Origin of the sequence: Actinoplanes sp. NPDC048796 (assembly GCF_040650035.1) — a bacterium.
Classification (GTDB): domain Bacteria; phylum Actinomycetota; class Actinomycetes; order Mycobacteriales; family Micromonosporaceae; genus Actinoplanes.
Window position 1 is genome coordinate 104,937 of record NZ_JBEZGO010000004.1, and the last position, 21,790, is coordinate 126,726.

A 21,790-nucleotide genomic window follows, 5' to 3' on the forward strand; every position below is an offset into this window, starting at 1 on the left:
CCAGGGGTGATCTCAGCAACTCCGCAGCGAACTCTCATCGGCTTTTGATCAGCCCGAGGGAGGCTGGAGCGTGCGGAAGAAGAAGAGCCCCCGGTGGGCGCGCTGGTGCGTGGGCTTCGGCGCCCTGCTCGTGATCGCGGGCGGCGGCTCGGTGATCGCCCTCCAGGCCACTGTCAGCGCGGCCACGAACTCGATCAAGCAGGAGAACCTGCTCGGGTCGTCGACGACGGTCGAGACCGAGAAGCACGCGTCGGTCACCGGCGCCAAGAACATCCTGCTCGTCGGCATCGACCAGCGCGCCTCGGCCAAGCCGGGCGAGCCCACCCGCTCCGACTCGATCATTCTCCTGCACATCGGGGCCGACCACAGGAACGCGTACCTGATCTCGCTGCCCCGCGACAGCTACGTGCCGATCCCGGCCTACGACAACGGCGCCCAGAAATACGCCGGCGGCAAGAACAAGATCAACGCCGCTTTCGCGTACGGCAGTAGGGGTTTGACCGGGAATGCGGCCCTTTCCCATGGATTCGAGTTGTTGTCGCTCACCATCAAAAAACTCACCGGCATCACTCCCGACGCCGGCGCGATCATCGACTTCCAGGGCTTCCAGCAGATCGTCAACGTCCTGGGCAAGGTCTGCATGTACGTCGACGAGGACACCACCTCGATCCACATCGGCCACACCGCTGACGGCAAGCAGGCCGCCCCGTACGTCATCAACAAAGACGGCACCCTCAATCACAAGATCAAAGGCGTGACGGCGAACTTCTACGGCAAGGGCAACCACTGCTTCACACCGACCGAGGCGCTGGACTTCGTCCGCCAGCGTGACCTGCTCGCCAACGACGACTTCGACTACGGGCGGCAGCGCCACCAGCAGCAATTCCTCAAGGCGGTCGTGCAGCAGACGGTCAAGGACGGCCTCGACTCGCCGACGAAACTGCCCGGTCTGCTCAGCGCGATCGGCAAGGCGGTCACCGTCGACTCGGGCGGCATCTCGCTCGAGGACTGGGTCTTCGCGATGCGCGGCGTCAACCCGAACGACCTGGTCACCCTGAAGACCAACGACGGCAAGTTCAACAGCGAGAACATCCCCGGCGTGGGCAGTGTCCAGCTGCTCAGCGACGACAGCCTGGACCTGCTCCGAGCGGCCCGAAACGACACGGTCGCGCAATTCGCGGCGGCGCACCCCACGTGGGTCGCGGCGACCTGAACGGCGTCGGCCGCGACTTCACCCGTACGGGTCACACACCGGTGACGTTTCGTAGCGTACGGTGAACGACACTTCGCGACCAGGAGGAGCGGCGCGGACCTGAGGGGGTGTCGCGTTGGGCGGGCTGGGTGTTCTCGATCAGCTCGAACTCGGTGACCACGTCTGCTGGACCGTCGACGACGACGCCGTACGGCTGGACGTGGCCGTCGACGTTCTCGCGTCCGGCCTGCGCCTCCGGCAGAAGGTCTGCTACCTGGGCCCGTCGCCCGAGATGGTCCTGGACGGGCTGATGAACCGCGGCGTATCCCCGCGCAGCGCCCTGGCCACCGGCCAACTGGTGGCGCGGACGCCCGAGGGCAGTTACCTCGCCGGCGGCTCGTTCGACGCGGCGGCGACCGTCGAGCATTTCCTGGCCGAGAAGCAGAACGCCCGCGACGAGGGCTACGGGGGCCTGCGGGTGGTCGGCGACATGTCGTGGGCGGCCCGGGGTGTGCCGGGCGCGGAATCCCTGGACCGGTACGAGTTCCGCATCAACGAGCTGTTCGTCGACGGCTTCGTGGCGGGCGTGTGCGCGTACGACCGAAGGCTCTTCGATCCGTTGACCCTGCGCCGCCTGGCGCTGGCCCATCCGGGCGCGGCCGGCCCGCTGCTGCCGTTCGACCCGGCGTCGTCGCTGCGCTGCCGGCGCACCACCGAGCCGTACGGCGTCAAGCTCAGCGGCGAAGCCGACATGTCGAACCGCTACGCGCTGGAGTCGGTGCTGGCCGGGGTCATCGCCGACCTGGAGCCGGACGGCGAGGAGGCCGTCGTCGACGTCACCGCCCTGCGTTTCGCCGACACGTCCGCGGCCCGCGTGCTCATCCAGGCGGTGACCGCCAGCGACAACCGCATGCGGGTGCGCGGTTGCCTGCCCGTGGTGGGCCGCCTCCTGCGCTTCCACGGCCTCACCAGCGAGGCGATGCGTTAATTCCAGAAGCCGTCGTGTACGGCGGTGGCGTCGGGCCGGGGCACGGGCCCGTCCACGACGATCTCGCGGCCACCATGGGCGAACACCTCCCGGCACGGCAACCGCAGCGGCGGAACGCCTTCCTCCTCCTCGACCAGGCCGGCCAGGTCGGCCTCGGAGAGCGCGAAGACGACACGGCCGATGCCCGACCAGTAGATCGCCCCCGAACACATGGCACACGGCTCGGTGCTGGTGTACAGCACACTGCCGGACAGTTCCTCGAACGACAGGGACCCGGCCAGCCGTACGAGGTTGGTCTCGGCGTGGCCGGTCGCGTCCTGGCCGGTGACCACGCTGTTGCGCGCCTCGAGCGTCGTGCCGTCCGGGGTCAGGAGCAGCGCGCCGAAGGGGTGGTCGCCCCGCCGGCGGGCCTCCCAGGCGAGTTCGATGGCGCGCTCCAGATAACGGTTGTCCACGTCCACGTCCATGATCACCACCATACGTTCTGTGGATCATGTGACGCCTCGAGGAGAGCGTTCCGCTTACTCCCGGCCCCGAGAGATGACCGACAGCACCCCCACGTTGACCAGCCGGAACGCCCTGAGGACCATTGACCCATGTCCAGGTCAACGGGGAAAATCGCCGCCCTCGTGGTGGCTGTCGTGGTGGTTTCCGGCGGGGGCTGGCTGTTGCTGCGGCCGCGCGGGCCGGGGGCCGCCGAGGTGGTGGCGCGCCAGGTGGCCGCCCTCGGCGGGCCGGCCGGCCGGGGCCAGGCCGGCACGCCGGTGACGCTGCTCGAGGCGCGGGGCAAGGCGTACGGGCCGATCGTCGTCAACGAGGAGACGGGGCGGTTCGCCGTCAGCTGGACCACGACGGTGACGCCCGCGTCGGCGGGCGAGGTCTGTGGTGCGCTGGCCGACTGGACCGTGCGCGCCGTGGCGCATCCGGCCCCGGCCGAGGTCGCGACCGCCTGCCAGGACGTCGTGGCGTCACCGGGGGAGGGCGGCATCTTCGACAGCTACGGCACCGAGGACCGGCACGTCTACTCCGCCTTCGTCGACTACGACGCCGCGGTCGAGACGACGTTGTCCGTGACATTCGACTACCGGCCCGCAGTGACGAGCGACGGCTAGAGTCGACGGGATCATGGAGATCCCCACGGATGAGGAAATTCGGGCGCTGCACGAGCGCCATGCGCCGAGCCGGGAAGCGTTCGAGCTCGTCCACACGCACTGCCAGATCGTGTGCGAGGTGGCCGAGCGGCTGCTGCGCGGCCGAGAGGGCGAGGTCGACGTCGCGCTGGTGCGGGCGGGCGCACTGCTGCACGACATCGGCGTCTACCGGCTCGCGGTGGGCGAAAGCTACCTGAGGCACGGCTTGCTCGGCCACGAGCTGCTGCGCGGATCCGGCCTACCCGAGCCGTTGCAGCGCTTCTGCTCGTGTCACACGGGCGTGGGCATCACCCGAGAGGACATCGAGCGGCAGGGCCTGCCGTTGCCGCCGGGCGACTACACGCCCGGCAGCCCTGAGGAGACCCTGGTCATGTACGCCGACAAGTTCCACAGCAAGACAACGCCGCCGGTGTTCGTGAGCGCCGCAACCTACCGCGCCGACCTCATCCGGTTCGGCCCGGCCAAGGCCGAGCGCTTCGACGAACTGATCCGCGACTTCGGCCAGCCCGAGCTGTCAGACCTGGCACAGCATTACGGACACGCGCTGACCTGACCACCCCACCCGCCGCCACGAAGACGGGCGGTGGCGGAAGACGGCGTTCCCGGTCTCCCGGAGAGCGCGCCGGCGTCGCTCCTGTCGTCCTCGTCCTGGGCCCGCCTGCGCCGCCCGTCTCACCGACCCCGCCCCAGCCGGGGGCGCAGGGCCTCGTGACGCACGCCCAACTGCCGGCCCACTCGAGGTCCGGCACGGCCTGGTTCTTCTCCTGACCGAGATGCTCGGTCATCTCCGCGTTCAACGCCGTCTGGAGAACACTCTTGGTGAACAGCAGGACATTCGGGCCGGTCAGTTCCAGTCCGCGGGCCTTGGCCGCGGCCACCATCGCCGCCGCGGCGGCCGGCTCAGGCGACAACTGCCGGCCGTCACCTCGGTCTTCTGCCGTGGATTCGTAACGTTCGGTGTCATCACTCACGGTGCCCATCCCGCCAGGTCTTCAGCCCGGCGTGTCGGGCCGGAAACACCTCTCCTGGCACAGTCCCGGTTCAGAAGCTTCGCGACAGCTGGGGAACGTGCGGTGGCCGGCGCTCGGGGCAGGGATGGGCGCGTGGGCGGTGCGGACTTGCGTGAGGCGCCGCATGAGAGGGGGCGGGCGCGTGCGCCAAGCGCGCGGTGCCGGGGGCGAGCTGGGGGAGTGGAGGCACCTCGGGGATGAGCGGCAGGCGGGGTAGGAAGCGCGGTGCCAGACTGGGCGGGTGAGTGACTACACAGTGGACACCAGCTTTCCGCATTCGGCTCGGGTCTGGAACTACTGGCTTGGGGGGGAAGGACAACTTCGCGGTTGATCGGCGGGTGGGGGATCAGGTGCGGGCCGTGTTTCCCGAGATCGTGGAGGCGGCGCGGGAGACCCGGGGGTTTCTGCGGCGGGCGGTCGGGTTTCTCGGGGAGCCAGGGGTTCGGCAGTTCCTTACATCGGCAGCGGGCTGCCGGCCGCGGGTAACACGCATGAGGTGGTGCCGGCGGGGAGCCGGACCGGGTATGTCGACAACGATCCGCTGGTGGTCGGGCATGCTCGGGCGCTGGTGCGCGACCGTGGTGTGCGGGTTGTCGAGGGTGATCTGCGGGAGGTGGACTCCGTTGTCGAGCGGGCCGGTGACGGTCTCGACTTCGGGCGGCCGCGACGTCGACGGCTACGCGGGTGTGGGCGCGAAGACCTTGGGGCGGGCGTAGACCGTCAGCTCGGTGGTGCACAGGTCGACCGGATCGAAGGCTTCGAAATCCTTGTGTACGGGGAAAGCGCCGTCCAGGGCCGCGCGGGACGCCTCGTCGACGACACGGTCGCAGCGTTCCAGGCCGAAGCCGGCGTCGGCGACCATGCGGATCAGCTGGGGGGCGCGCAGGCGGTTGCAGTAGGCGTACTCGTTGCCGGCCAGGCGGGTCCACTGCTTCGGCGAGTAGCGCAGGAAGTTGATCCGGGTGATGGACGGGTCCTGGTGGGCGAAGTGGTCGCTGGGATCGATGAGGTGCGCGGCGAAGCCGGCCGGGGCGAGCAGGCGGCGCGACTCGGACAGGATGGCTTGCAGCGCGCGCGGTGTGACGTGTTCAAAAACGGTCATGGAGAAGCTGAGGTCGAAGCTGCCGTCGGGGTCCGGCATGCGGGCGGCGTCGCCGGGGGCCAGGTAGCGGACGCCGATCCGGCGGAACAGCTCACGCGGGCGGTCGGCCAGGCCGGCGATCACGGAGAGTCGCGCCCGGAGGGCGGCGGGTGGTACCAGGCCCTCGTACAGGGAAAGAATTCGATCCTCGGCCTTGACCATCTTGTGCAGCATCTGGGTGGTCAGGTCGGGTTGCAGGCGACGGTGCAGGTCGACGGTGACGACCTCGCGGGCGCCGCAGAGGTGCATGGCGACCGGTGCGATCGGCAGGTGGCCGGTGCCGATCTCCAGACAGCGCATGCCGTCGAGCTTCAGGCCGAGGCCGGCCAGGTGGCGCATCATCTCGGCGTGCTGCGGCAGGCGGCGGAACGGGTCGGCGGCGAGGCGGCCGAGGCGGCGCTGGATCTGCCGGTAGGCGAGGTCGCCGCCGGGCGCCGCGGCGCAGATCCGCTGGATACGGGCCTTGGTGGTCCACCGCATAAGGCCACCCTAGAGGCCTGCGGGCGGTGGCGCGGAAATACCACGAACGCCGCCGGAACGCTGCTGTTGAGACCCACCTGTTATCGATAACAAAGTTTCGGTCTCGTGTCCGCAACGTTGCTTTGAACGGTTGACATGTTCCTATGTGAGCGTTCACACTCGACCGCACTCCCACCCCAAAGAACGAGTTCGGAACGAAGGAGTCCCCCGCATGAGACTGTCCAGGATGGGTGCGGTGGTGTCCGCCGCCGTGCTGGCGACAGCCCTGACCGCGTGCGGTTCGGCCGAGAAGACCGTCGATAAAGAGGCCGGCGCCGGCGCCGACAATACGGGCGCCCTGATCGGCGTCACCATGCCCACCCGCACCTCGGAGCGGTGGATCAGCGACGGCGACAACGTGAAGAAGCAGCTGGAGGGCCTCGGCTACAAGGTCGACCTCCAGTACGCCGGCGACGACATCGCCACCCAGACGCAGCAGCTCGACAACCAGATCACCAAGGGCGCCAAGCTGCTGATCATCGCGTCGATCGACGGCACCGCGATCACCACCCAGCTGGAGAACGCGAAGGCCAACAAGATCCCGGTCATCGCGTACGACCGCCTGATCCGCAACAGCCCCAACGTCGACTACTACGCGACGTTCGACAACTTCAAGGTCGGCGTGCAGCAGGCGACCTCCCTGCTGACCGGCCTCAAGGTGCTCAACGCCGACGGCTCCAAGGGCTCGGTCAAGGGCCCGCTGAACATCGAGCTGTTCGCCGGCTCGCCGGACGACAACAACGCCACGTTCTTCTTCAACGGCGCGATGAGCGTGCTCAAGCCGTTCCTCGACGACGGCACCCTGGTCGTCAAGAGCAAGCAGGTCGACTTCAAGACGGTGGCGATCCTGCGCTGGCAGCCGAAGGTGGCCCAGGAGCGCATGGAGAACCTGCTCACCTCGACCTACAAGGACGGGGCCAAGGTCGACGGCGTCCTGTCGCCGTACGACGGCCTCTCGATCGGCATTCTCTCTGCCCTGAAGAGCAGTGGCTATGGTACGGCCGCGCAGAAGTACCCGGTCGTCACCGGCCAGGACGCCGAGGCCGCCTCGGTCAAGTCCATCATCGCGAACGAGCAGTACTCGACGATCTACAAGGACACGCGCCAGCTGGCCAAGACCACCGTCGAGATGGCCGACGCCGTGCTGAAGGGCAACAAGCCGACGACCAACAACGACAAGGACTACGACAACGGCGTCAAGGTCGTCCCGTCGATGCTCCTCGAGTCGGTCATCGTCGACAAGGCCAACTACAAGAAGGAACTCGTCGACACCGGGTACTACACCGAGGCCCAGCTCGGGTCATGAGTGACACCATCCTGCGCATGCGGGGCATCTCCAAGACGTTCCCGGGCGTCCGCGCGCTCGACGACGTCAACCTGGAGGTGCTCCGCGGCGAGATCCACGCGATCTGCGGGGAGAACGGCGCCGGCAAGTCCACCCTCATGAAGGTGCTTTCCGGCGTCTACCCCCACGGTGAGTACGACGGTGAGATCGAGTTCGACGGCGCGCCGGTCCGGTTCGCCGGCATCCGCGACAGCGAGCACAAGGGCATCGTCATCATCCACCAGGAGCTGGCGCTGGCCTCGAACCTGTCGATCGCCGAGAACATCTTCCTCGGCAACGAGCTCGCCACCCGCGGCCTGATCGACTGGAACCGGACCAACGCGGCCGCGGCCGAGCTGCTGCACCGCGTCGGCCTCGACGAGAACCCGGTCACCCAGGTGATCGACCTCGGCGTCGGCAAGCAGCAGCTGGTCGAGATCGCCAAGGCGCTGTCCAAGAAGGTACGGCTGCTGATCCTCGACGAGCCCACCGCGGCGCTCAACGACGACGACTCGGCCCACCTGCTCGGGCTGCTGCGCGGCCTGCGCGACGAGGGCATCACCTGCGTGATCATCTCGCACAAGCTCAACGAGGTCCTCGACATCGCCGACCGGGTGACCATCCTGCGCGACGGTCACACGATCACCACGATGCCGTCCGAGGGCCTGACCGAGGAGCGGATCATCTCGGGCATGGTCGGGCGCGACCTCGACCACCGGTTCCCGCCGCACACCCCTTCGGTCGGCGCGGAGGTGCTGCGGGTCGAGGACTGGACGGTGCACAGCCCGACCCAGCACGGCCGGACCCTCGTACACCAGGCGAATCTGACGCTGCGGCGCGGCGAGATCGTCGGGCTGGCCGGGCTGATGGGCGCCGGCCGGACCGAGCTCGCGATGAGCATTTTCGGACGTTCCTACGGGGCGAACATCTCCGGGCGTCTCTACAAGGACGGCAAGGAGATCACCTTGCGGTCCGTACGCGAGGCGATCGAGCACGGCATCGCGTACGCCACCGAGGACCGCAAGCGCTACGGCCTGAACCTCATCGAGGACATCAAGCGCAACGTCTCGGCGGCGGCGCTCAGCCGGCTCGCCAAGAGCGGCTGGGTGGACGACAACGAGGAGTACAAGGTCGCCGAGGGATACCGCAAGAGCCTGAACATCAAGGCGCCCAGCGTGTCGAGCGTGACGGGCAAGCTCTCCGGCGGCAATCAGCAGAAGGTCGTCCTCGCGAAGTGGATCTTCACTGACCCGGACGTGCTGATCCTCGACGAGCCCACCCGCGGCATCGACGTCGGCGCCAAGTACGAGATCTACACGATCATCAACGAGCTCGCCGACGCCGGAAAAGCCGTGCTCGTCATCTCCTCCGAGCTGCCCGAGCTGCTCGGACTCTGCGACCGCATCTACACGCTCTCGGCCGGGCGGATCACCGGTGAGGTGCCCCGCGCCGAGGCCACCCAGGAGGGCCTGATGACCCTGATGACCGCCGGGCAGGAGGTCCACTCGTGAGCAGCCTGGCCCCGACCAACGCCGACCTGAGCGTCGACGCGCCGCCGCCGGTACCCGTACGCAAAGGCCCGGGTTTCTCCGTCAACCTGCGCCAGAGCGGTATCTACCTGGCGTTCGCGGCGATCGTTGCGCTGTTCACGATCCTCACCGGCGGCGACCTGCTGGCGCCGCAGAACATCAGCAACGTGATCGTCCAGAACTCGTACATCCTGATCCTGGCGATCGGCATGATCCTGATCATCATCGCCGGGCACATCGACCTGTCGGTGGGCTCCGTGGTGGCGGCCTGCGGCGCGGTCGCGGCCGTGCTGATGGTCGAGCACAGCGTGCCGTGGCCGCTGGCCATCCTCATCACGCTGGTGGTGGGCGGTGTGATCGGCGCGTGGCAGGGCTACTGGGTGGCGTACTTCGGCATCCCGGCCTTCATCGTGACGCTGGCCGGCATGCTGCTGTTCCGCGCGGTCACCCTGATGATCCTGGGCAACCGCGGCATCGGCCCGTTCCCCGACGAGGTCCGCACCCTGTCCAACGGCTTCATCGACGGCTATCTGGGCAACATCGGCCTGGGCGCGCTCGGCGGCGCCGACCTGCTCAGCCTGCTGGTGGGCGTGGCCGCGGTGGTGGGCATCGTGGTCGTGCAGTGGCGCGCCCGCGCGGGCCGCCTCAAGTACGGCCAGTCGGTCGAGCCGTTCCCGCTGTTCATCACGAAGATCGTGATCGCCGCCGCGGTGGTCATGTTCGTGGTGGTGCAGCTGGCCCGCTTCCGCAACCTGCCGTGGGTGCTGGTGCTGCTGGCGGCGCTGGTCCTGGGCTACTCGGTGCTGACGAACAAGGCGGTCTTCGGCCGTCAGATCTACGCCATCGGCGGCAACCTGCAGGCCGCGACGCTCTCCGGCGTCAAGGTCAAGTCGGTGATCTTCTGGATCTTCGTCAACATGGGTGTGCTGTCGGCCCTGGCCGGCATCATCTTCGCCGGCCGCCTGAACCAGGCCAACCCGACCGCCGGCAACAGCTTCGAGCTGGACGCCATCGCGGCCGCCTTCATCGGCGGCGCCGCCGTCCAGGGCGGCGTGGGCAAGGTTGTCGGCGCCATCACCGGCGGCCTGATCATGGGCGTCATCAACAACGGCATGTCCTTGATCGGCGCCGAGTCCGAAGAGGTCATGCTGGTCAAGGGCGCCGTGCTCCTGGCCGCGGTCGCCTTCGACATCTGGACGAAGCGCCGCGCGGGCGCCTCCCGCTGAGCCGTCGCTGAAGGCGGGCGCGTCAGTTCGAGCGCCCGCCTTCAGCCATCAGATCGTTCGTACCGCCGGCCGGCGGAGCAGGCCGACCGCGACCAGGACCACGAGCACGCTGGTGCTGATGACCGTGATCGGGCCGGGGCGCAGGGGGCCGAACACCCAGAGCGTTATCCCGCCGATCGACATGAAGATCAGGAACCAGGCCGACAGGGGAACGATCGAGCGGGCGGCGGACTTGGCCGCTTCGCTCACGCCCACCGCACAGGCGGCGATCCAGGCGACGTCGATCGCCACCACGGCGCCCAGCAGGCAGCCCAGCATCTCCGGGATCCCGACGAGTTCTCCGTACGCCAGATAGCGTTGCGCCGTCGTCGCGAAGGAGACGCTGAGCAGGGCGGCGGCCGCCAGAGCGGCGACCGGCACCACGATCCGGCGCAGCGAGTCGCTGGCGGCCCGGACGAGGCTCACGGCCGCGTCCTTGAGGTACGTGGCGCAGGCCAGGACGAACTGCAGCAGCCAGTTGACCACGCCGATCAGGAAGACCAGCAGCGCGTGGGCGATCCGCAGCAGCGCGGTGCCGGCCATCGAAAGTGCTGTCAGGACCGTGTACGCGGCGACCGCCACAAATCGCGCCACCGCATGGGTGATCTGGCTCAACGGGTCACGGTCGCGCATCGTCGTGGTCGCCGGCGGTCGCGGCCGGCGCAGGCTTCGGAACCGCGTCGGCGCCGGGATCGACCACTCCTCGCGCTCGTCGACGACGAGCAAGACGCCGGCGATCGCGGCGACTCCGACGATGAGCAGAGCGGCCGCCGCCGCGGCGAAGACGCTGATCAGCCGCAAAGCCGTAGACAGCTCGCCGGGCAGGGGAGCGAACGCGCCGAACGGCGGGCTGGTCGCGACCGACCGGAGCACCAGGGCGCCGAACGACAGCGTCAGAAGACCGGCGGCCACTCGGCCGATTCCAGGCCGATCGCCGGCCATGACGGCCACCGACCACGCCACGAAGACGGCGACGGTGGCGACGATCAAGAGAAGCGCGAACGTGGCGTGCAGTCGCGCGCCCTGACCGTCGAACGACACCAGCGCCGAAGCGCAGATACCGGCCCAGGCGAGGCCGGCCGCGATGGGCACCGCCCCGTGGTCTCGCAACGGCAGAGTCACCAAAGGAAGGCCCACGACCGCCGCCGCCGTGAAGATGGGCACCGCGCTTCCGGACCGAGCGGCGAGCAGGACCAGCAGGGTGAGCGCGATGCCGAAGCCGAGCAGTGTGGACGCCGCGACCCAGCCGGGAAGGCCAGCGAGCGGCAAGAATTGCTGATGGGTGTGGCAAAAGAGGTCTACCCGCCGGATCTTCTTGACGTCGCAATCCTGGTGCGAGCAACCCCGGAGCGGGGCAGTAGTCATGACGGTCATTGTCAGGTCACGCTGTGTGCACTCCCATGGGGTGATGCGGCCGACTCCGTCGCCTGAACGTGCTAGCCATTCCGGGCGGCTGATGGCTGGTGGAGAAAGCCGATCAGGGCGGCCGCCAGAGCTTCGGGGTTCTCCTCGGCCATGTGGTGGCCCGACTCGATGGGGACGCCGCGGACGTCGGGGGCCCAGCGGCGCCAGATGGCCAGCGGGTCGCCGTAGAGCTTTTCCATGTCGTCGCGGGTGGACCAGGCGAACAGGGTGGGACAGGTGATCGTCCGGCCCTGGGCGCGGTCGGCCAGCTCGTGCTCGTTGTCCACGCCGAGGCCGGCCCGGTAGTCCTCCAGCATCGCCCGTACCGTGTCGGGGTCGTTGGTGGCCTCTCGGAACTCGGCGTAGTTCTCGGCGCCCATGCGGGCCGGGTCGCCGGAGTACCAGGCGTCGGGGTCGGCCAGGATGGCGCGTTCGGGCTTGTCGGGCTGGGCGAAGAAGAACCAGTGGTACCAGTCGCGGGCGAAGCGGGCGTCGCAGCGGGACAGGGCTTCGCTGATCGGCACGCCGTCCAGGACGGCCAGCTGGTGGACGCTCTCCGGATGATCCAGAGCCAGCCGCAGCGCCACGTAGCAACCGCGGTCGTGGCCGGCGGCCGCAAAGGAGGCGTGGCCCAGCCTGGCCATCAGGGTGTGCAGGTCGCGGGCGACGGTGCGCTTCGACTGTTGCAGGTGGTCGTGTTCGATGGGGGCCTTGCCGGAGCGGCCGTAGCCGCGCATGTCGGGGCAGACGACGGTGAAGCCGGCGGCCACCAGCAGCGGGGCCACGCGGTGCCAGGTGGCGCCGGTACGGGGATGGCCGTGGATCAGAAGCACGGGCGGGCCGTCCCCCGCGTGGCGGACCCGCAAGCCCACCTCGCCGACGTCGATCCACTCGTCACGGAAGCCTTCGAACATGGCGAGTGACGTACCCGCGAAAAAATCTTTGGAACGCGAGCAACCTTTCGGCGGCGCCGGACCACTTGATCATGTCTGAAGTGATCAGGAGGACGTTTGATGAAGCACGCAAAGGGTGCGCTGGCCGTCGGGGTCGCCGTGGTGGCGCTCGCGGCGGCCGGGCTGACCGCCACCGCGTTCGCCGCGGGTGGGCCGTCGCTGAACGACACGTTCGAGGACGGCGACACCAGCGGCTGGTCCAAGTCCGGCGGGTCGTGGTCGGTGGTGGCCGACGGCAGCAAGGCGCTCCGGCAGGCCGACAACGGCAGTGAGCTGGCCCGGTTCTTCGCGGGGGACAGCGGCTGGACCGACTACTCGGTGCAGGCCTCGGTACGGCCGCTGACGCTGGCGTCGTCCGGCGCGTCGGCCGGCATCGCGGCCCGGGCCGGCGGCTCGCACGAGTTCGAGCGGCTGGTCCTCGCCTCCGGGGCGGCGCGGCTGGAGGAGGTCAAGGGCTCGTCGGTGACGGTGCTGGGTTCGCTGACCCTGCCGACGGCCGGCAGCGGCTGGCACAGGCTGCGCCTCGACGTCTCGGGCAAGCGCGTCACGGGCTACGTCGACGGCAAACTGGTGGGCGACGTGTCCACCGCGAAGCTGGCGAAGGGCCGGGTCGGCCTGCTCACGGTCGGCGCGTCGGCCTCTTTCGACGACATTTCCGTGGGTACGGCGGGAAGCACCCCCACAACCGCACCGACGTCCACCGCCTCCGCGACCACCCCGGCGCCGTCCGCTCCGTCCGCGGCGCCGACCGCGACGGCCACGGGCAAGCCGGCCACCACCGCGCCGACGGCCACCGCGACCGCCAAGCCGAGCACCACGGCGCCGACGGTGGCCGCCAGCTGGCCGACGCCGGTCAGCACCACCACGCTCACCGCCACCCGCAAGATCACGGGTTCGGTGGACGGCGGGAACGTGCGCTTCGTCGGCGGCGGTGACCTGGGCGGCGACGGGCAGGACGAGGGCCAGGACCCGCTGTTCCAGCTGGCCGACGGCGCCACCCTGTCGAACGTCATCATCGGCAGCCCGGCCGCCGACGGCGTGCACTGCCTCGGCACCTGCACGCTGCGCAACGTCTGGTGGCAGGACGTGGGCGAGGACGCCGCCACCTTCAAGGGCACCTCGGCGAGCCAGACCATGACCGTCGTCGGCGGCGGCGCCATGCACGCCTCGGACAAGACCTTCCAGCACAACGGCCCCGGCACCTTCGTCATCAAGGACTTCCAGGCCCGCGACATCGGCAAGCTCTACCGTTCCTGCGGCAACTGTTCCAAGCAGTACGCCCGCAAGGTCCAGGTCTCCAACGTCACGGTGACGACGCCGCTCAAGGCTCTGGTCGGCGTCAACGCCAACCTCGGCGACGTGGCCACTGTGGACAAGGTGACGGTGGTCGGCGGCACGAGCAAGACCGTCGTCTGCGCCATCTTCAAGGGCGTGACCAGCGGCGAACCGACCCAGGTGAGCTCGGTCCCGGACGGCAAGTCCTGCACCGCCACCAACATCACCCTGAAGTAGCACCACCCCGAACCGGAGCGAGGGCGCGCAGCCCCGCCCCCGCTCCCCGGGCGGACCGGCCGGTCGGGACCCCGGCCGGCCCGCCCGCACCAAGTCCAGCCCGCACCAAGTCCAGCCCGCACCAAGTCCAGCCCGCACCAAGTCCAGCCCGCACCAAGTCCAGCCCGCACCAAGTGCCGCCAGCGGCGACTTCAGCCCGCGCCAAAGTTCAGCCCGCGCAAAGTCGAGCTGGCGGGCGAGTCCGGCCCGCGCCAAGTCCAGCCGGAGGGCGAGTCCGGACCGCGGCGAGTCCAGCCGAGGCTGGGTGCGGCCCGTGCCGCGATCAGACCCGTGCCGAGTTCAGCCGACGCGGAGCGCGGCCCCTGCCGAGTCCAGCCGAGGCTGGGTGCGGCCCGTGCCGCGATCAGACCCGTGCCGAGTTCAGCCGACGTGGAGTGCGGCCCCTGCCGAGTTCAGACCGCGGGGAGTGTCAGCGGGGCGGAGTCCGCGGAGCTGGGCGGCTCTCAGTCGAGGCGCATCACGGTCTCCTCGATCTCTGTGTGGCGGCCGTTGGCGTAGCCGGTGTCAGTGCCGGTGACGGTGAAGCCGGCCTTTCGCAGGACCCGGAGCGAGGCCACGTTGTCGCTCGCGGCGCGGGCGAAGAGCGGGCGGGTCGGTACCAGGTCGAGGAGCAGGGTCAGGGCTCGGCCGGCGATGCCCTGGCCCCAGTGGGCGCGGTCGATCCAGTAGGTCACCTCGGTGTCGCCCTCGATGACGAAAGCGGCGATGCTGCCCACCGGGCGGCCGTCGAGCGTGACGATCCGGTTGGTGACGTCGGGCCTCGCCCTGATCGTGGCCATGTGGGCGTCGAAGGCGGGCCGGTCGTTCGGGTCGCGGGCCGTGAAGGCGGCCATGTGGACGGACTCGGGATCTCGCATCTGGTCGAACAGGGCGTCCAGGTCGGCGTCCTCGATCGGGCGCAGCGCCACCTCAGCCATCAGGTTCCTCCCCGTGTGGATGAGCCCGGACCGTACCAGCGGGGTACGACAACTCCGGCCGCCAGCAGAAGCGCCACCGGCGGGAGCGCCGTCACCGCCAGGTCGGCCGCCACGAGGGGGAAGGCGGGAAGGCCCTCCGCGGTGAACAGCGCGGCCCGGACCAGGACGGTGTTCAGCAGGAACAGGCCCGCCGCCATGGCCAGGCGCTCGTCGACGGCCAGCCAGACCAGACTGCCCAGGAAGAGGGCGGACAGGGCGGCGAAGTTCAGGATTCCCGACACGCTGGGGAAGAACGACGTCAGGATCAGCACGAGCGGCAGGACCGGCGCGTATCTGACAAGCGCGGTGGCCGGCGCCGGCCGGCGCCGGACCAGCGGGGCGAGCAGCACCACGGCCAGCGGGAAGCACCAGAAGCCGCTGAAGACCGGGCTTCCCATGGTGTACGCCAGGGACAGCGTCACGCCGAAGGCGGCCGCGGCCGTGACGATCGCGGCGGCGAAGCGATTCGCCAGGGCGGCCACGATGGCCAGGGCTCCGAGCGCGAGGGCCGCGAGGGTGAGGCGGAACTCGGTGGGCGACCAGAGGGCCGGCCCGCCGCGGGTGAGGTCGCTCGTGACGACGACCGCCCGGTCGGCCACGTCGTAGACGAGCAGCATGAGCGCGGCGGCCCGGAAAGCGGTGAGCCAGCCGCCCCGGTGGTGGCCGGCGTGTGCCCGCAGAGCACCCAGGATCAGCGCGGCGTCCTCCCGCGCCGAGGGTCGGCGCCGTCCCTCCTCAGTGGACTCGAGAAGCGTCGCCAGGAGTTCGGGTCCGCGCGAGTGGCGGTAGCCGGCCGGATAGAGGCGCAGCAGACGCGCGTACCGGCGCTCGAGCGGGCTCACGCGAGCCGGGCCGTGCGGTCGGCGAACCCGATGGCCCGGGCGAGGCGGCCCGCGGGGAACGGGCGGTCGGTGACCACGCGGGCGGCCTCGGCGAGGTGGGCGGCCTCGGCTTTCAGGGCGGCGAGGCCGTCGGGGGTCAGGGTGTAGTAGCGCCGGGCCCGCCCGTTGACCACCTCCTCCCGGACGGCCTGGACGAGGCCCTCGTGGGTCAGGCGGTCGAGCGCCGTGTAGAGGGTGCCGGTCGCCGGCTTCACCCGGCCCCGGGACAGGGCCTCGGTCCGTTTGATGATCGCGTAGCCGTGCAGCGGTTCGTCCTGGAGCGCGGCCAGGATGAAGTAGGTCGGTTCACGCATGGGCGAACTATATATGTAGCCGAACTACTTATGAAGGGTGATCCGCAGAATGTCGACCACAGCTGCCGGCGCGGCGGCAGGTGAGCATCGCGTGCGGCGAGTCCTTGCCGTACGGATAGGGCCGGGTCTCCTCGCCCGCCGCGTAGCTGACGGCGGCCGCGTCGAGCACGGTGGCCCCCGGCTCCGACCGGAAGATCGGCTCGATGGCCTGGAAGCGGACGTGCCAGCCGCCGACCGTGATCTCCAAGGCGGCCGGGTCGAGCGTTCGGAGAACTGTGGCATACCCGTGTTTTCACAGGCGGAGCGCGCCCGGAGCGTCGGCGGGAACGGCCGGCCGGGTGGGTTTCACCGGGCTCAGGCGGACGTACGGCGTACCGGGCCCCGGTCGTGGATCTTCATCTCCTTTGTTGGGCCACAGGGCGACCGCGCGCTCGGCCATCGCCGTGATCGTCAGCGACGGGTTGACGCCGAGGTTGGCCGCCACCGCCGAGCCGTCGATCACGTGCAGGCCCGGATGACCGAACATCCGGTGGTACGGGTCGAGGACCCCCGTCTCCGGTGAGGTGCCGATGGCGCAACCGCCCAGGAAGTGCCCGGTCACCGGGCGCCCGGCGAGCTCGGTCATGGCGCCCAGCGGCACCCCGTCGATCTTGTCGGCGACCCGGCGGGCCACGTCGTGCGCCGCCGGCACCCACTCCGGATTCGGCTCGCCGACGCCCTGCCGGGTGCGCAGCCGGCCCCGCTTGCGGTAGACCGTGATCGAGTTGTCCAGGGCCTGCATGGCCAGCAGCACCACGGTCTCGGTCGACCAGCGGCGCGGCGACGTCAGCAGCCGCAAGTCACGGCGGTCGCGGACCAGCTGGCGCAGCCCGGTGAGCATCCGGGACCGGCCGCCGGCGTCGTCGACCAGCGTGGTGGCCAGCAGCGCCAGCAGGTTGCTGCCCCGCCCGTACCGGACCGGTTCGACGTGGGTCTCGGCGTCGGGATGGATCGAGGAGGTGATCGCCACGCCCCGGCTGAAGTCGGCGTCGCGCCGGCGGGTGCGCACGCCCAGGATCGACTCCGAGTTGGTCCGGCTGAGCTCGCCCAGCCGTGGCGAGACGCCCGGCAGGGAGCCGCGGTCGCGCAGCCGGTGCAGGAGCCGCTGCGTACCCAAAGCGCCGGCCGCGAAGATCACCTGCCCGGCGGTGAAGGTCCGGCGGCGAAACCCGCCGGTGCGATGGGTGCGGACGGCGAAACCCCCTTGCGGGAGCGGTCGTACGTCGGTGACGGTGGTCAGGGGCACGACCGTCGCACCGAGGCGTTCGGCCAGGTACAGGTAGTTCTTGACGAGAGTGTTCTTCGCACCGACGCGGCAGCCGGTCATGCAGGAGCCGCACTGGGTGCACGCGGCCCGCGACGGCCCGGCGCCGCCGAAGAACGGGTCGGGCACGGCCGCGTGGCCTCCGCTGTCCGGGTCACGGCCCGGATTTCCGAAGAGCACACCCACCGGCGTACGGCGGAAGGTGTGCCCCACCCCGAGATCCTCCGCGACCGATCGCAGCGCCCGGTCCGACGCGGTCTCCACCGGGTTGAGTGTCACGCCGAGCATGCGTTTGGCCTGGTCGTACGGGCCCGCGAGCTCCGCCTTCCAGTCGGTGACGGACGACCAGCGGGGATCGGCGAAGAACGTGTCCGGCGGCTCGTACAGCGTGTTGGCATAACCCAGCGAGCCGCCGCCGACACCCGCGCCGGACATGATGAGCACGTTGTCGAGCAGCGTCAGGCGCAGAATGCCGAAGCAGCGCAACGCCGGCGCGTACACATAGCGGCGCAGCCGCCACGAGGTCTGCGGCAGCTCGTCGTCGGCGAAGCGGCGGCCCGCCTCGAGCACACCGACCCGGTAGCCCTTCTCGGTGAGCCGCAGCGCGCTGACGCTGCCGCCGAAGCCGGAGCCGACGACGAGGACGTCGTAGTCGTACGTCATGGGGTACGGTGGCACCGTTGTTGGCGGGCTGTCAACAAGGAGGATCCCTTGAATTTCCACCGGCGCGGAAGTGGAAGTCCCCTCGTCCTGATCCACGGCCTCGGCAGCCGCTGGCAGGTGTGGCAGCCGATCCTCGACGAGCTCGCCGAGCGGCACGACGTGATCGCCCTCGACCTGCCCGGCTTCGGCGCGTCCAAACCGGACGGAGGCCGCGGCGACGTGCCTCACCTGGCCGACCGGGTGACCGCGTTGCTCGACGACCTCGGCGTGACGCGGCCGGCCCTGGGCGGCAGCTCACTGGGCGGCGCGGTGGCGCTCGAACTCGGCCGCCGCGCCCTGGCCCGCTCGGTGACCGCGTTCTCGCCGGTCGGGTTCTTCGGCTCGCCGGGCGCGCGCTGGTGCCGGGGAGTGCTGACCGCGGCGCGGGCCGGGGGAGCGGCGCTGGGCCCGGCCATGCCGTGGCTGATGCGCACGACGCCGGGGCGGGTGGCGCTCTGCGGCGTCTTCTACGGCCGGCCGGCCCGCCTCGACCCGGCCGACTGCGTGACCGACGCCCGGGCGCTGGTCGCGGCGCCGGGCTTCGGCCCCGCCCGCAACCGGGTGGGGGAATGGCGTTACCGCCCCGGCATGGTGGACGGCATCCCGGTGACCATCGCGTGGGGCACCCGGGACCTCGTGCTGCCGTACCGGCAGGCGGCCCGGGCACGCGCGATGCTGCCCCGAGCCCGCCACGTACGGCTGTCCGGCTGCGGCCACCTTCCCTTCGCCGACGACCCGCAAGCCTGCGCCCGCCTCCTGCTGGACGCGAGTTGACCAGCCTCGAGCCGCGCGATCTCACGCCCGCCTTCATACCGGGGTGAGTCGGCCAGGGCTCAAGCCGCGCGACTTACGGCCGCCTTCATGTCGGGGGGAGTGGGCCGGGGCTCAAGCCGCGCGACTTGCGGCCGCCTTCATGTCAGGGTGGGTCGGCTGGGGCTCAAGCCGCGCGATTTACGCCCGCCCTCTGCCGGGCGTGAGTCGGCCGGGCCTCCGGCCACGCGAGGCGCGCGTACGGCCGGCTGCCGCTGGAGGCTAGCTGGCCGGGCCTTCGGTCACGTGACCGGCGCTGAGCGCGGCTGCTGCTGGGCGTGCGCCGTCCGGGTGTCGGGACCCTCGGCCCGCGCTGCGCCCGGGCCGCCACCGGCGCCTTGGTCGCAGACCTGCGGGATCCACGCGCCCGCGCCGGGCCGCTGCCGGCGTCTTGGTCGCTGGCCTACGGGATTAACGCGCCCGGGCCGCTGCCGGCGAGATCCGACCAGAGTTCTGGCCACTCGCGGGCTCTCGGCTGCCGCCGGACGTAAACCCGGCCGGGTTTCTGGCGAGGCGGTCAGGTCGTGGTTGCCCGGGCACTGCGGAGGTGGAGCAGTTCGCGCGCCACCTCCCGCGCTTGAGCGAGGTCATCCCGGCGTGGCGGTGCGGACCCCTCCGCGCGTGTCGGCCGGGCCGAGGGCTCCTCGACGGTGACGGCGACCTGGACGCGGCGGCCGAGCTGACGTGACAGGGCCTCGGCGATCGCCGGGCGCAGGCGCGTCTCGACGACGTCGCGGGTGAACGCGTCGGCGGCGACCAGCAGGACGGTGTTGCCGACGATCGTGTCGATGCCCACTTGGTCGAGGTAGGCCAGCTCGCGCCCGGACGGCAGGCTGATCGACGTGACGGCCCGGGACCACAACCGTTCCGGATCGACGAGTGGCGCGGCCAGTACATCGTGGACCAGGCGCGCCGCGCAGGCCCAGTCGGGCGTTCCGGACCGGGCGGCCTGCTCGTCGAGGAGCGCGGCCGTGCCGGCCGAGACCGGAACCGGCACGATCCTCGCGCCCGGCTGTCCCTGGACGGCGGCGTCGGCGAGAACCTGGCGGCGCCCCGCCGCGGTCAGCCACTGACCGACGCTCGTGCCGGCGGCCGCGGCCGCCTCGGTGAACGTCTCGTGGTCGTCGGATCCGATCTTCACTTTGGTCATCAGACCCCTCCGCGGTGGCTGTCGAAGCGGCCATTGAACAGAGCCGGGCGTGCCCTCGCAACCTCATCCGCGTGTCGCACGCGGCGCACCGACAGCCTATTGGCACCCCGCCAACAAGCTGATAATTTCGCCCCATGAACCCGCGAGTGGTCGTCATCGGAGCCGGCTTCGGCGGCATCGCCGCCGCCGCGGCGCTGCTCGAGGCCGGGTTCACCGATGTCGTCCTGCTCGAGCGGGCGGCCGAGATCGGCGGTGTCTGGCGCGACAACACCTATCCCGGCTGTGCCTGCGACGTGCCCGCCCCGCTGTATTCGTACTCCTTCGCCCCGAATCCCGTCTGGAGCCGGCGTTTCCCGCCACACCACGAGATTTTCGGCTATCTGCGGCGGGTCGCCGACGAACGCGACATCACCCGCCGGGTGCGGCTGAACACCGACGTCGTCGAGGCCCGCTGGCACGACGATCGTTGGCTGATCACCACGGCGGACGGTGACCGGATCGAGGCCGACGTGCTCGTGCCCGCGGTCGGGCAGCTCACCAAGCCGGTCGTGCCCGCGCTGCCCGGCGCCGAGCGGTTCGAGGGCCCGGCCGTGCACACCGCCCGCTGGCGTCCCGGCCTGCCCATCGACGGCAGCCGCGTCGCCGTCGTCGGCACCGGCGCCAGCGCGATCCAGCTCGTCCCCGCGATCGCCGGCCGCGCCGCCCACGTGACCGTCTTCCAGCGCACGGCCCCGTGGACGCTGCCCCGGCCCGACCGCCGTTACGGCGCCGGCCGCCGCGTCGCGTACCGGAAGGTCCCGGCCCTGATGGGTCTCCCGCGAGCCGGCGTCTGGGCCATGACCATCGTGACCGGCCGGGCCCTGCTCGGCCGGCGCGCTTCGGGCGCCCTGCTGCGGACCGTCTCCGGACTGCAGCGCCGATGGCAGGTCCGCGACCCGAAACTGCGGGCCGCTGTCACACCGGACGAGCCGATGGGCTGCAAGCGGGTCCTGTTCACCAGCGCCTGGCTGCCCGCCCTCGCGCGCCCCGACGTCAGCCTGGTCACCGAGAAGATCGTCGAGGTCACCGCCGACGGCCTGCGAACCGCCGACGGCACCCTCCACCCGTGCGACCTGCTGGTCTACGCCACCGGTTTCGCCGCCTCCGACCTGGTCACCCCACTGAAGATCATCGGCCGCCAGGGCAGCCTCGACGAGGAGTGGCGCGACGGCGCGTACGCCCACCTCGGCATGACGATCCCCGGCTTTCCCAACCTCTTCTTGATGTACGGGCCCAACACCAACACCGGCAACACGTCGGTGCTCTACTTCCACGAGTGCCAGGCTCGCTACCTGGTCCAGGCCGTCCGCCGGCTCGCGCAGGGGTCGAAACCCTTGGAGGTACGCCGTGACGTCGCGGCCGCCTACGACGCGGAGATCCAGCAGCGCTTGTCGGGCTCGGTGTGGACCGCGTGCCAGAACTGGTACCGCAACGCCGCGGGCCGCATCGTCACCAACTGGCCCGGCATGGCGTCGGAATACCGGCGCCGTACGGCTCGCCTGAACCCTGCCGACTATGCGGACGGTGGTGGCCGGTAAGCGCCGACCGCCGGCCAAGCCCCTGTCGACTTTCCGCGTCGATCACCTG

The 21,790-nt window shown here is 70.5% G+C and carries 20 protein-coding genes and 2 pseudogenes; 11 read left to right on the forward strand and 11 right to left on the reverse strand.

The genetic code is table 11. The annotated features are described in order from the left end of the window. Positions 1-70 precede the first annotated feature (70 nt). Together AB0C26_RS19070 and AB0C26_RS19075 are read left to right on the forward strand one after the other, a co-directional pair. Positions 71-1,213 carry an LCP family protein gene (locus tag AB0C26_RS19070; RefSeq protein WP_360248548.1) on the forward strand — a complete coding sequence of 381 codons (1,143 nt, stop codon included), beginning with the start codon at positions 71-73 and terminating at the stop codon, positions 1,211-1,213. Positions 1,214-1,328: 115 nt separating this feature from the next. Continuing rightward, on the forward strand, positions 1,329-2,180 hold the full coding sequence (locus AB0C26_RS19075) for an MEDS domain-containing protein (protein ID WP_360248550.1): 852 nt from the start codon (positions 1,329-1,331) through the stop codon (positions 2,178-2,180). Here AB0C26_RS19075 and AB0C26_RS19080 read toward each other — a convergent pair. Next, positions 2,177-2,647, reverse strand: a complete 471-nt coding sequence (locus tag AB0C26_RS19080) for a nucleoside deaminase (RefSeq protein WP_360248552.1) — start codon at positions 2,645-2,647, stop codon at positions 2,177-2,179. The two genes, AB0C26_RS19075 and AB0C26_RS19080, sit on opposite strands and share 4 nt — an antisense overlap. Before the next feature lie 129 nt (positions 2,648-2,776). Here AB0C26_RS19080 and AB0C26_RS19085 point away from each other — a divergent pair, with 129 nt between their 5' ends. Beyond that, complete coding sequence (locus tag AB0C26_RS19085) at positions 2,777-3,292, forward strand: hypothetical protein (RefSeq protein ID WP_360248554.1); 516 nt, start codon at positions 2,777-2,779, stop codon at positions 3,290-3,292. A gap of 13 nt (positions 3,293-3,305) precedes the next feature. Beyond that, positions 3,306-3,884: an HD domain-containing protein gene (locus tag AB0C26_RS19090; protein WP_360248556.1), complete on the forward strand. Its 579-nt coding sequence runs from the start codon at positions 3,306-3,308 to the stop codon at positions 3,882-3,884. A 199-nt stretch (positions 3,885-4,083) separates the two neighbouring features. Here the strand turns inward: AB0C26_RS19090 and AB0C26_RS19095 are convergent. Then, a pseudogene (locus AB0C26_RS19095) lies at positions 4,084-4,311 on the reverse strand (hypothetical protein); the annotation flags it as partial. A 271-nt stretch (positions 4,312-4,582) separates the two neighbouring features. Here AB0C26_RS19095 and AB0C26_RS19100 point away from each other — a divergent pair. Beyond that, a pseudogene (locus AB0C26_RS19100) lies at positions 4,583-4,945 on the forward strand (SAM-dependent methyltransferase); the annotation flags it as partial. A gap of 72 nt (positions 4,946-5,017) precedes the next feature. Here the strand turns inward: AB0C26_RS19100 and AB0C26_RS19105 are convergent. Beyond that, the gene (locus AB0C26_RS19105; protein WP_360248558.1) at positions 5,018-5,962 is read right to left on the reverse strand and encodes a class I SAM-dependent methyltransferase; all 945 of its coding nucleotides are present in this window, start codon (positions 5,960-5,962) and stop codon (positions 5,018-5,020) included. Positions 5,963-6,173: 211 nt separating this feature from the next. Here AB0C26_RS19105 and chvE point away from each other — a divergent pair, with 211 nt between their 5' ends. Genes chvE through mmsB form a run of 3 tightly spaced genes read left to right on the forward strand, consistent with a single transcriptional unit; the run spans position 6,174 to position 10,080 of the window. Continuing rightward, entirely contained in the window at positions 6,174-7,307 is a 1,134-nt protein-coding gene (chvE, locus tag AB0C26_RS19110; RefSeq protein WP_360248561.1) for a multiple monosaccharide ABC transporter substrate-binding protein, read from the forward strand. Continuing rightward, positions 7,304-8,836, forward strand: a complete 1,533-nt coding sequence (mmsA, locus tag AB0C26_RS19115) for a multiple monosaccharide ABC transporter ATP-binding protein (RefSeq protein WP_360248564.1) — start codon at positions 7,304-7,306, stop codon at positions 8,834-8,836. Before chvE ends, mmsA begins: the two co-directional genes overlap by 4 nt. After that, positions 8,833-10,080, forward strand: coding sequence for a multiple monosaccharide ABC transporter permease (gene mmsB, locus AB0C26_RS19120; protein WP_360248567.1), 1,248 nt, complete (start codon positions 8,833-8,835; stop codon positions 10,078-10,080). Before mmsA ends, mmsB begins: the two co-directional genes overlap by 4 nt. Before the next feature lie 48 nt (positions 10,081-10,128). Here the strand turns inward: mmsB and AB0C26_RS19125 are convergent, their stop codons facing one another. Together AB0C26_RS19125 and AB0C26_RS19130 are read right to left on the reverse strand one after the other, a co-directional pair. Then, positions 10,129-11,388 (reverse strand): hypothetical protein, encoded by a 1,260-nt coding sequence (locus AB0C26_RS19125; protein ID WP_360248570.1) that lies wholly within the window; start codon positions 11,386-11,388, stop codon positions 10,129-10,131. 167 nt (positions 11,389-11,555) lie between these two features. Beyond that, positions 11,556-12,437, reverse strand: a complete 882-nt coding sequence (locus AB0C26_RS19130; protein ID WP_360248572.1) for an alpha/beta hydrolase — start codon at positions 12,435-12,437, stop codon at positions 11,556-11,558. A 99-nt stretch (positions 12,438-12,536) separates the two neighbouring features. Here AB0C26_RS19130 and AB0C26_RS19135 point away from each other — a divergent pair, with 99 nt between their 5' ends. Further along, positions 12,537-13,988 carry a pectate lyase gene (locus AB0C26_RS19135; protein ID WP_360248575.1) on the forward strand — a complete coding sequence of 484 codons (1,452 nt, stop codon included), beginning with the start codon at positions 12,537-12,539 and terminating at the stop codon, positions 13,986-13,988. Between the two features lie 503 nt (positions 13,989-14,491). Here the strand turns inward: AB0C26_RS19135 and AB0C26_RS19140 are convergent. From AB0C26_RS19140 to AB0C26_RS19160, 5 genes are read right to left on the reverse strand one after another with little or no spacing between them, the layout of a single operon-like run. Continuing rightward, complete coding sequence (locus AB0C26_RS19140) at positions 14,492-14,965, reverse strand: GNAT family N-acetyltransferase (protein WP_360248578.1); 474 nt, start codon at positions 14,963-14,965, stop codon at positions 14,492-14,494. Further along, the gene (locus AB0C26_RS19145; RefSeq protein ID WP_360248581.1) at positions 14,965-15,846 is read right to left on the reverse strand and encodes a hypothetical protein; all 882 of its coding nucleotides are present in this window, start codon (positions 15,844-15,846) and stop codon (positions 14,965-14,967) included. The genes AB0C26_RS19140 and AB0C26_RS19145 overlap by 1 nt, the downstream gene beginning before the upstream one ends. Next, positions 15,843-16,199, reverse strand: coding sequence for a PadR family transcriptional regulator (locus tag AB0C26_RS19150; RefSeq protein WP_360248584.1), 357 nt, complete (start codon positions 16,197-16,199; stop codon positions 15,843-15,845). Before AB0C26_RS19150 ends, AB0C26_RS19145 begins: the two co-directional genes overlap by 4 nt. 28 nt (positions 16,200-16,227) lie before the next feature. Further along, positions 16,228-16,446, reverse strand: a complete 219-nt coding sequence (locus tag AB0C26_RS19155; protein WP_360248587.1) for a hypothetical protein — start codon at positions 16,444-16,446, stop codon at positions 16,228-16,230. 45 nt (positions 16,447-16,491) lie between these two features. After that, on the reverse strand, positions 16,492-18,165 hold the full coding sequence (locus tag AB0C26_RS19160) for a GMC family oxidoreductase (RefSeq protein ID WP_360248590.1): 1,674 nt from the start codon (positions 18,163-18,165) through the stop codon (positions 16,492-16,494). 48 nt (positions 18,166-18,213) lie between these two features. Between AB0C26_RS19160 and AB0C26_RS19165 the strand changes: the two genes are divergently transcribed. Continuing rightward, positions 18,214-18,978: an alpha/beta fold hydrolase gene (locus tag AB0C26_RS19165; protein ID WP_360248593.1), complete on the forward strand. Its 765-nt coding sequence runs from the start codon at positions 18,214-18,216 to the stop codon at positions 18,976-18,978. A 553-nt stretch (positions 18,979-19,531) separates the two neighbouring features. On the opposite strand, the gene AB0C26_RS19170 is transcribed toward AB0C26_RS19165, so the two are convergent. Then, positions 19,532-20,164, reverse strand: coding sequence for a hypothetical protein (locus AB0C26_RS19170; RefSeq protein ID WP_360250027.1), 633 nt, complete (start codon positions 20,162-20,164; stop codon positions 19,532-19,534). A gap of 134 nt (positions 20,165-20,298) precedes the next feature. Between AB0C26_RS19170 and AB0C26_RS19175 the strand changes: the two genes are divergently transcribed. Continuing rightward, positions 20,299-21,741, forward strand: coding sequence for an NAD(P)/FAD-dependent oxidoreductase (locus AB0C26_RS19175; RefSeq protein WP_360248596.1), 1,443 nt, complete (start codon positions 20,299-20,301; stop codon positions 21,739-21,741). Positions 21,742-21,790: the final 49 nt, after the last annotated feature.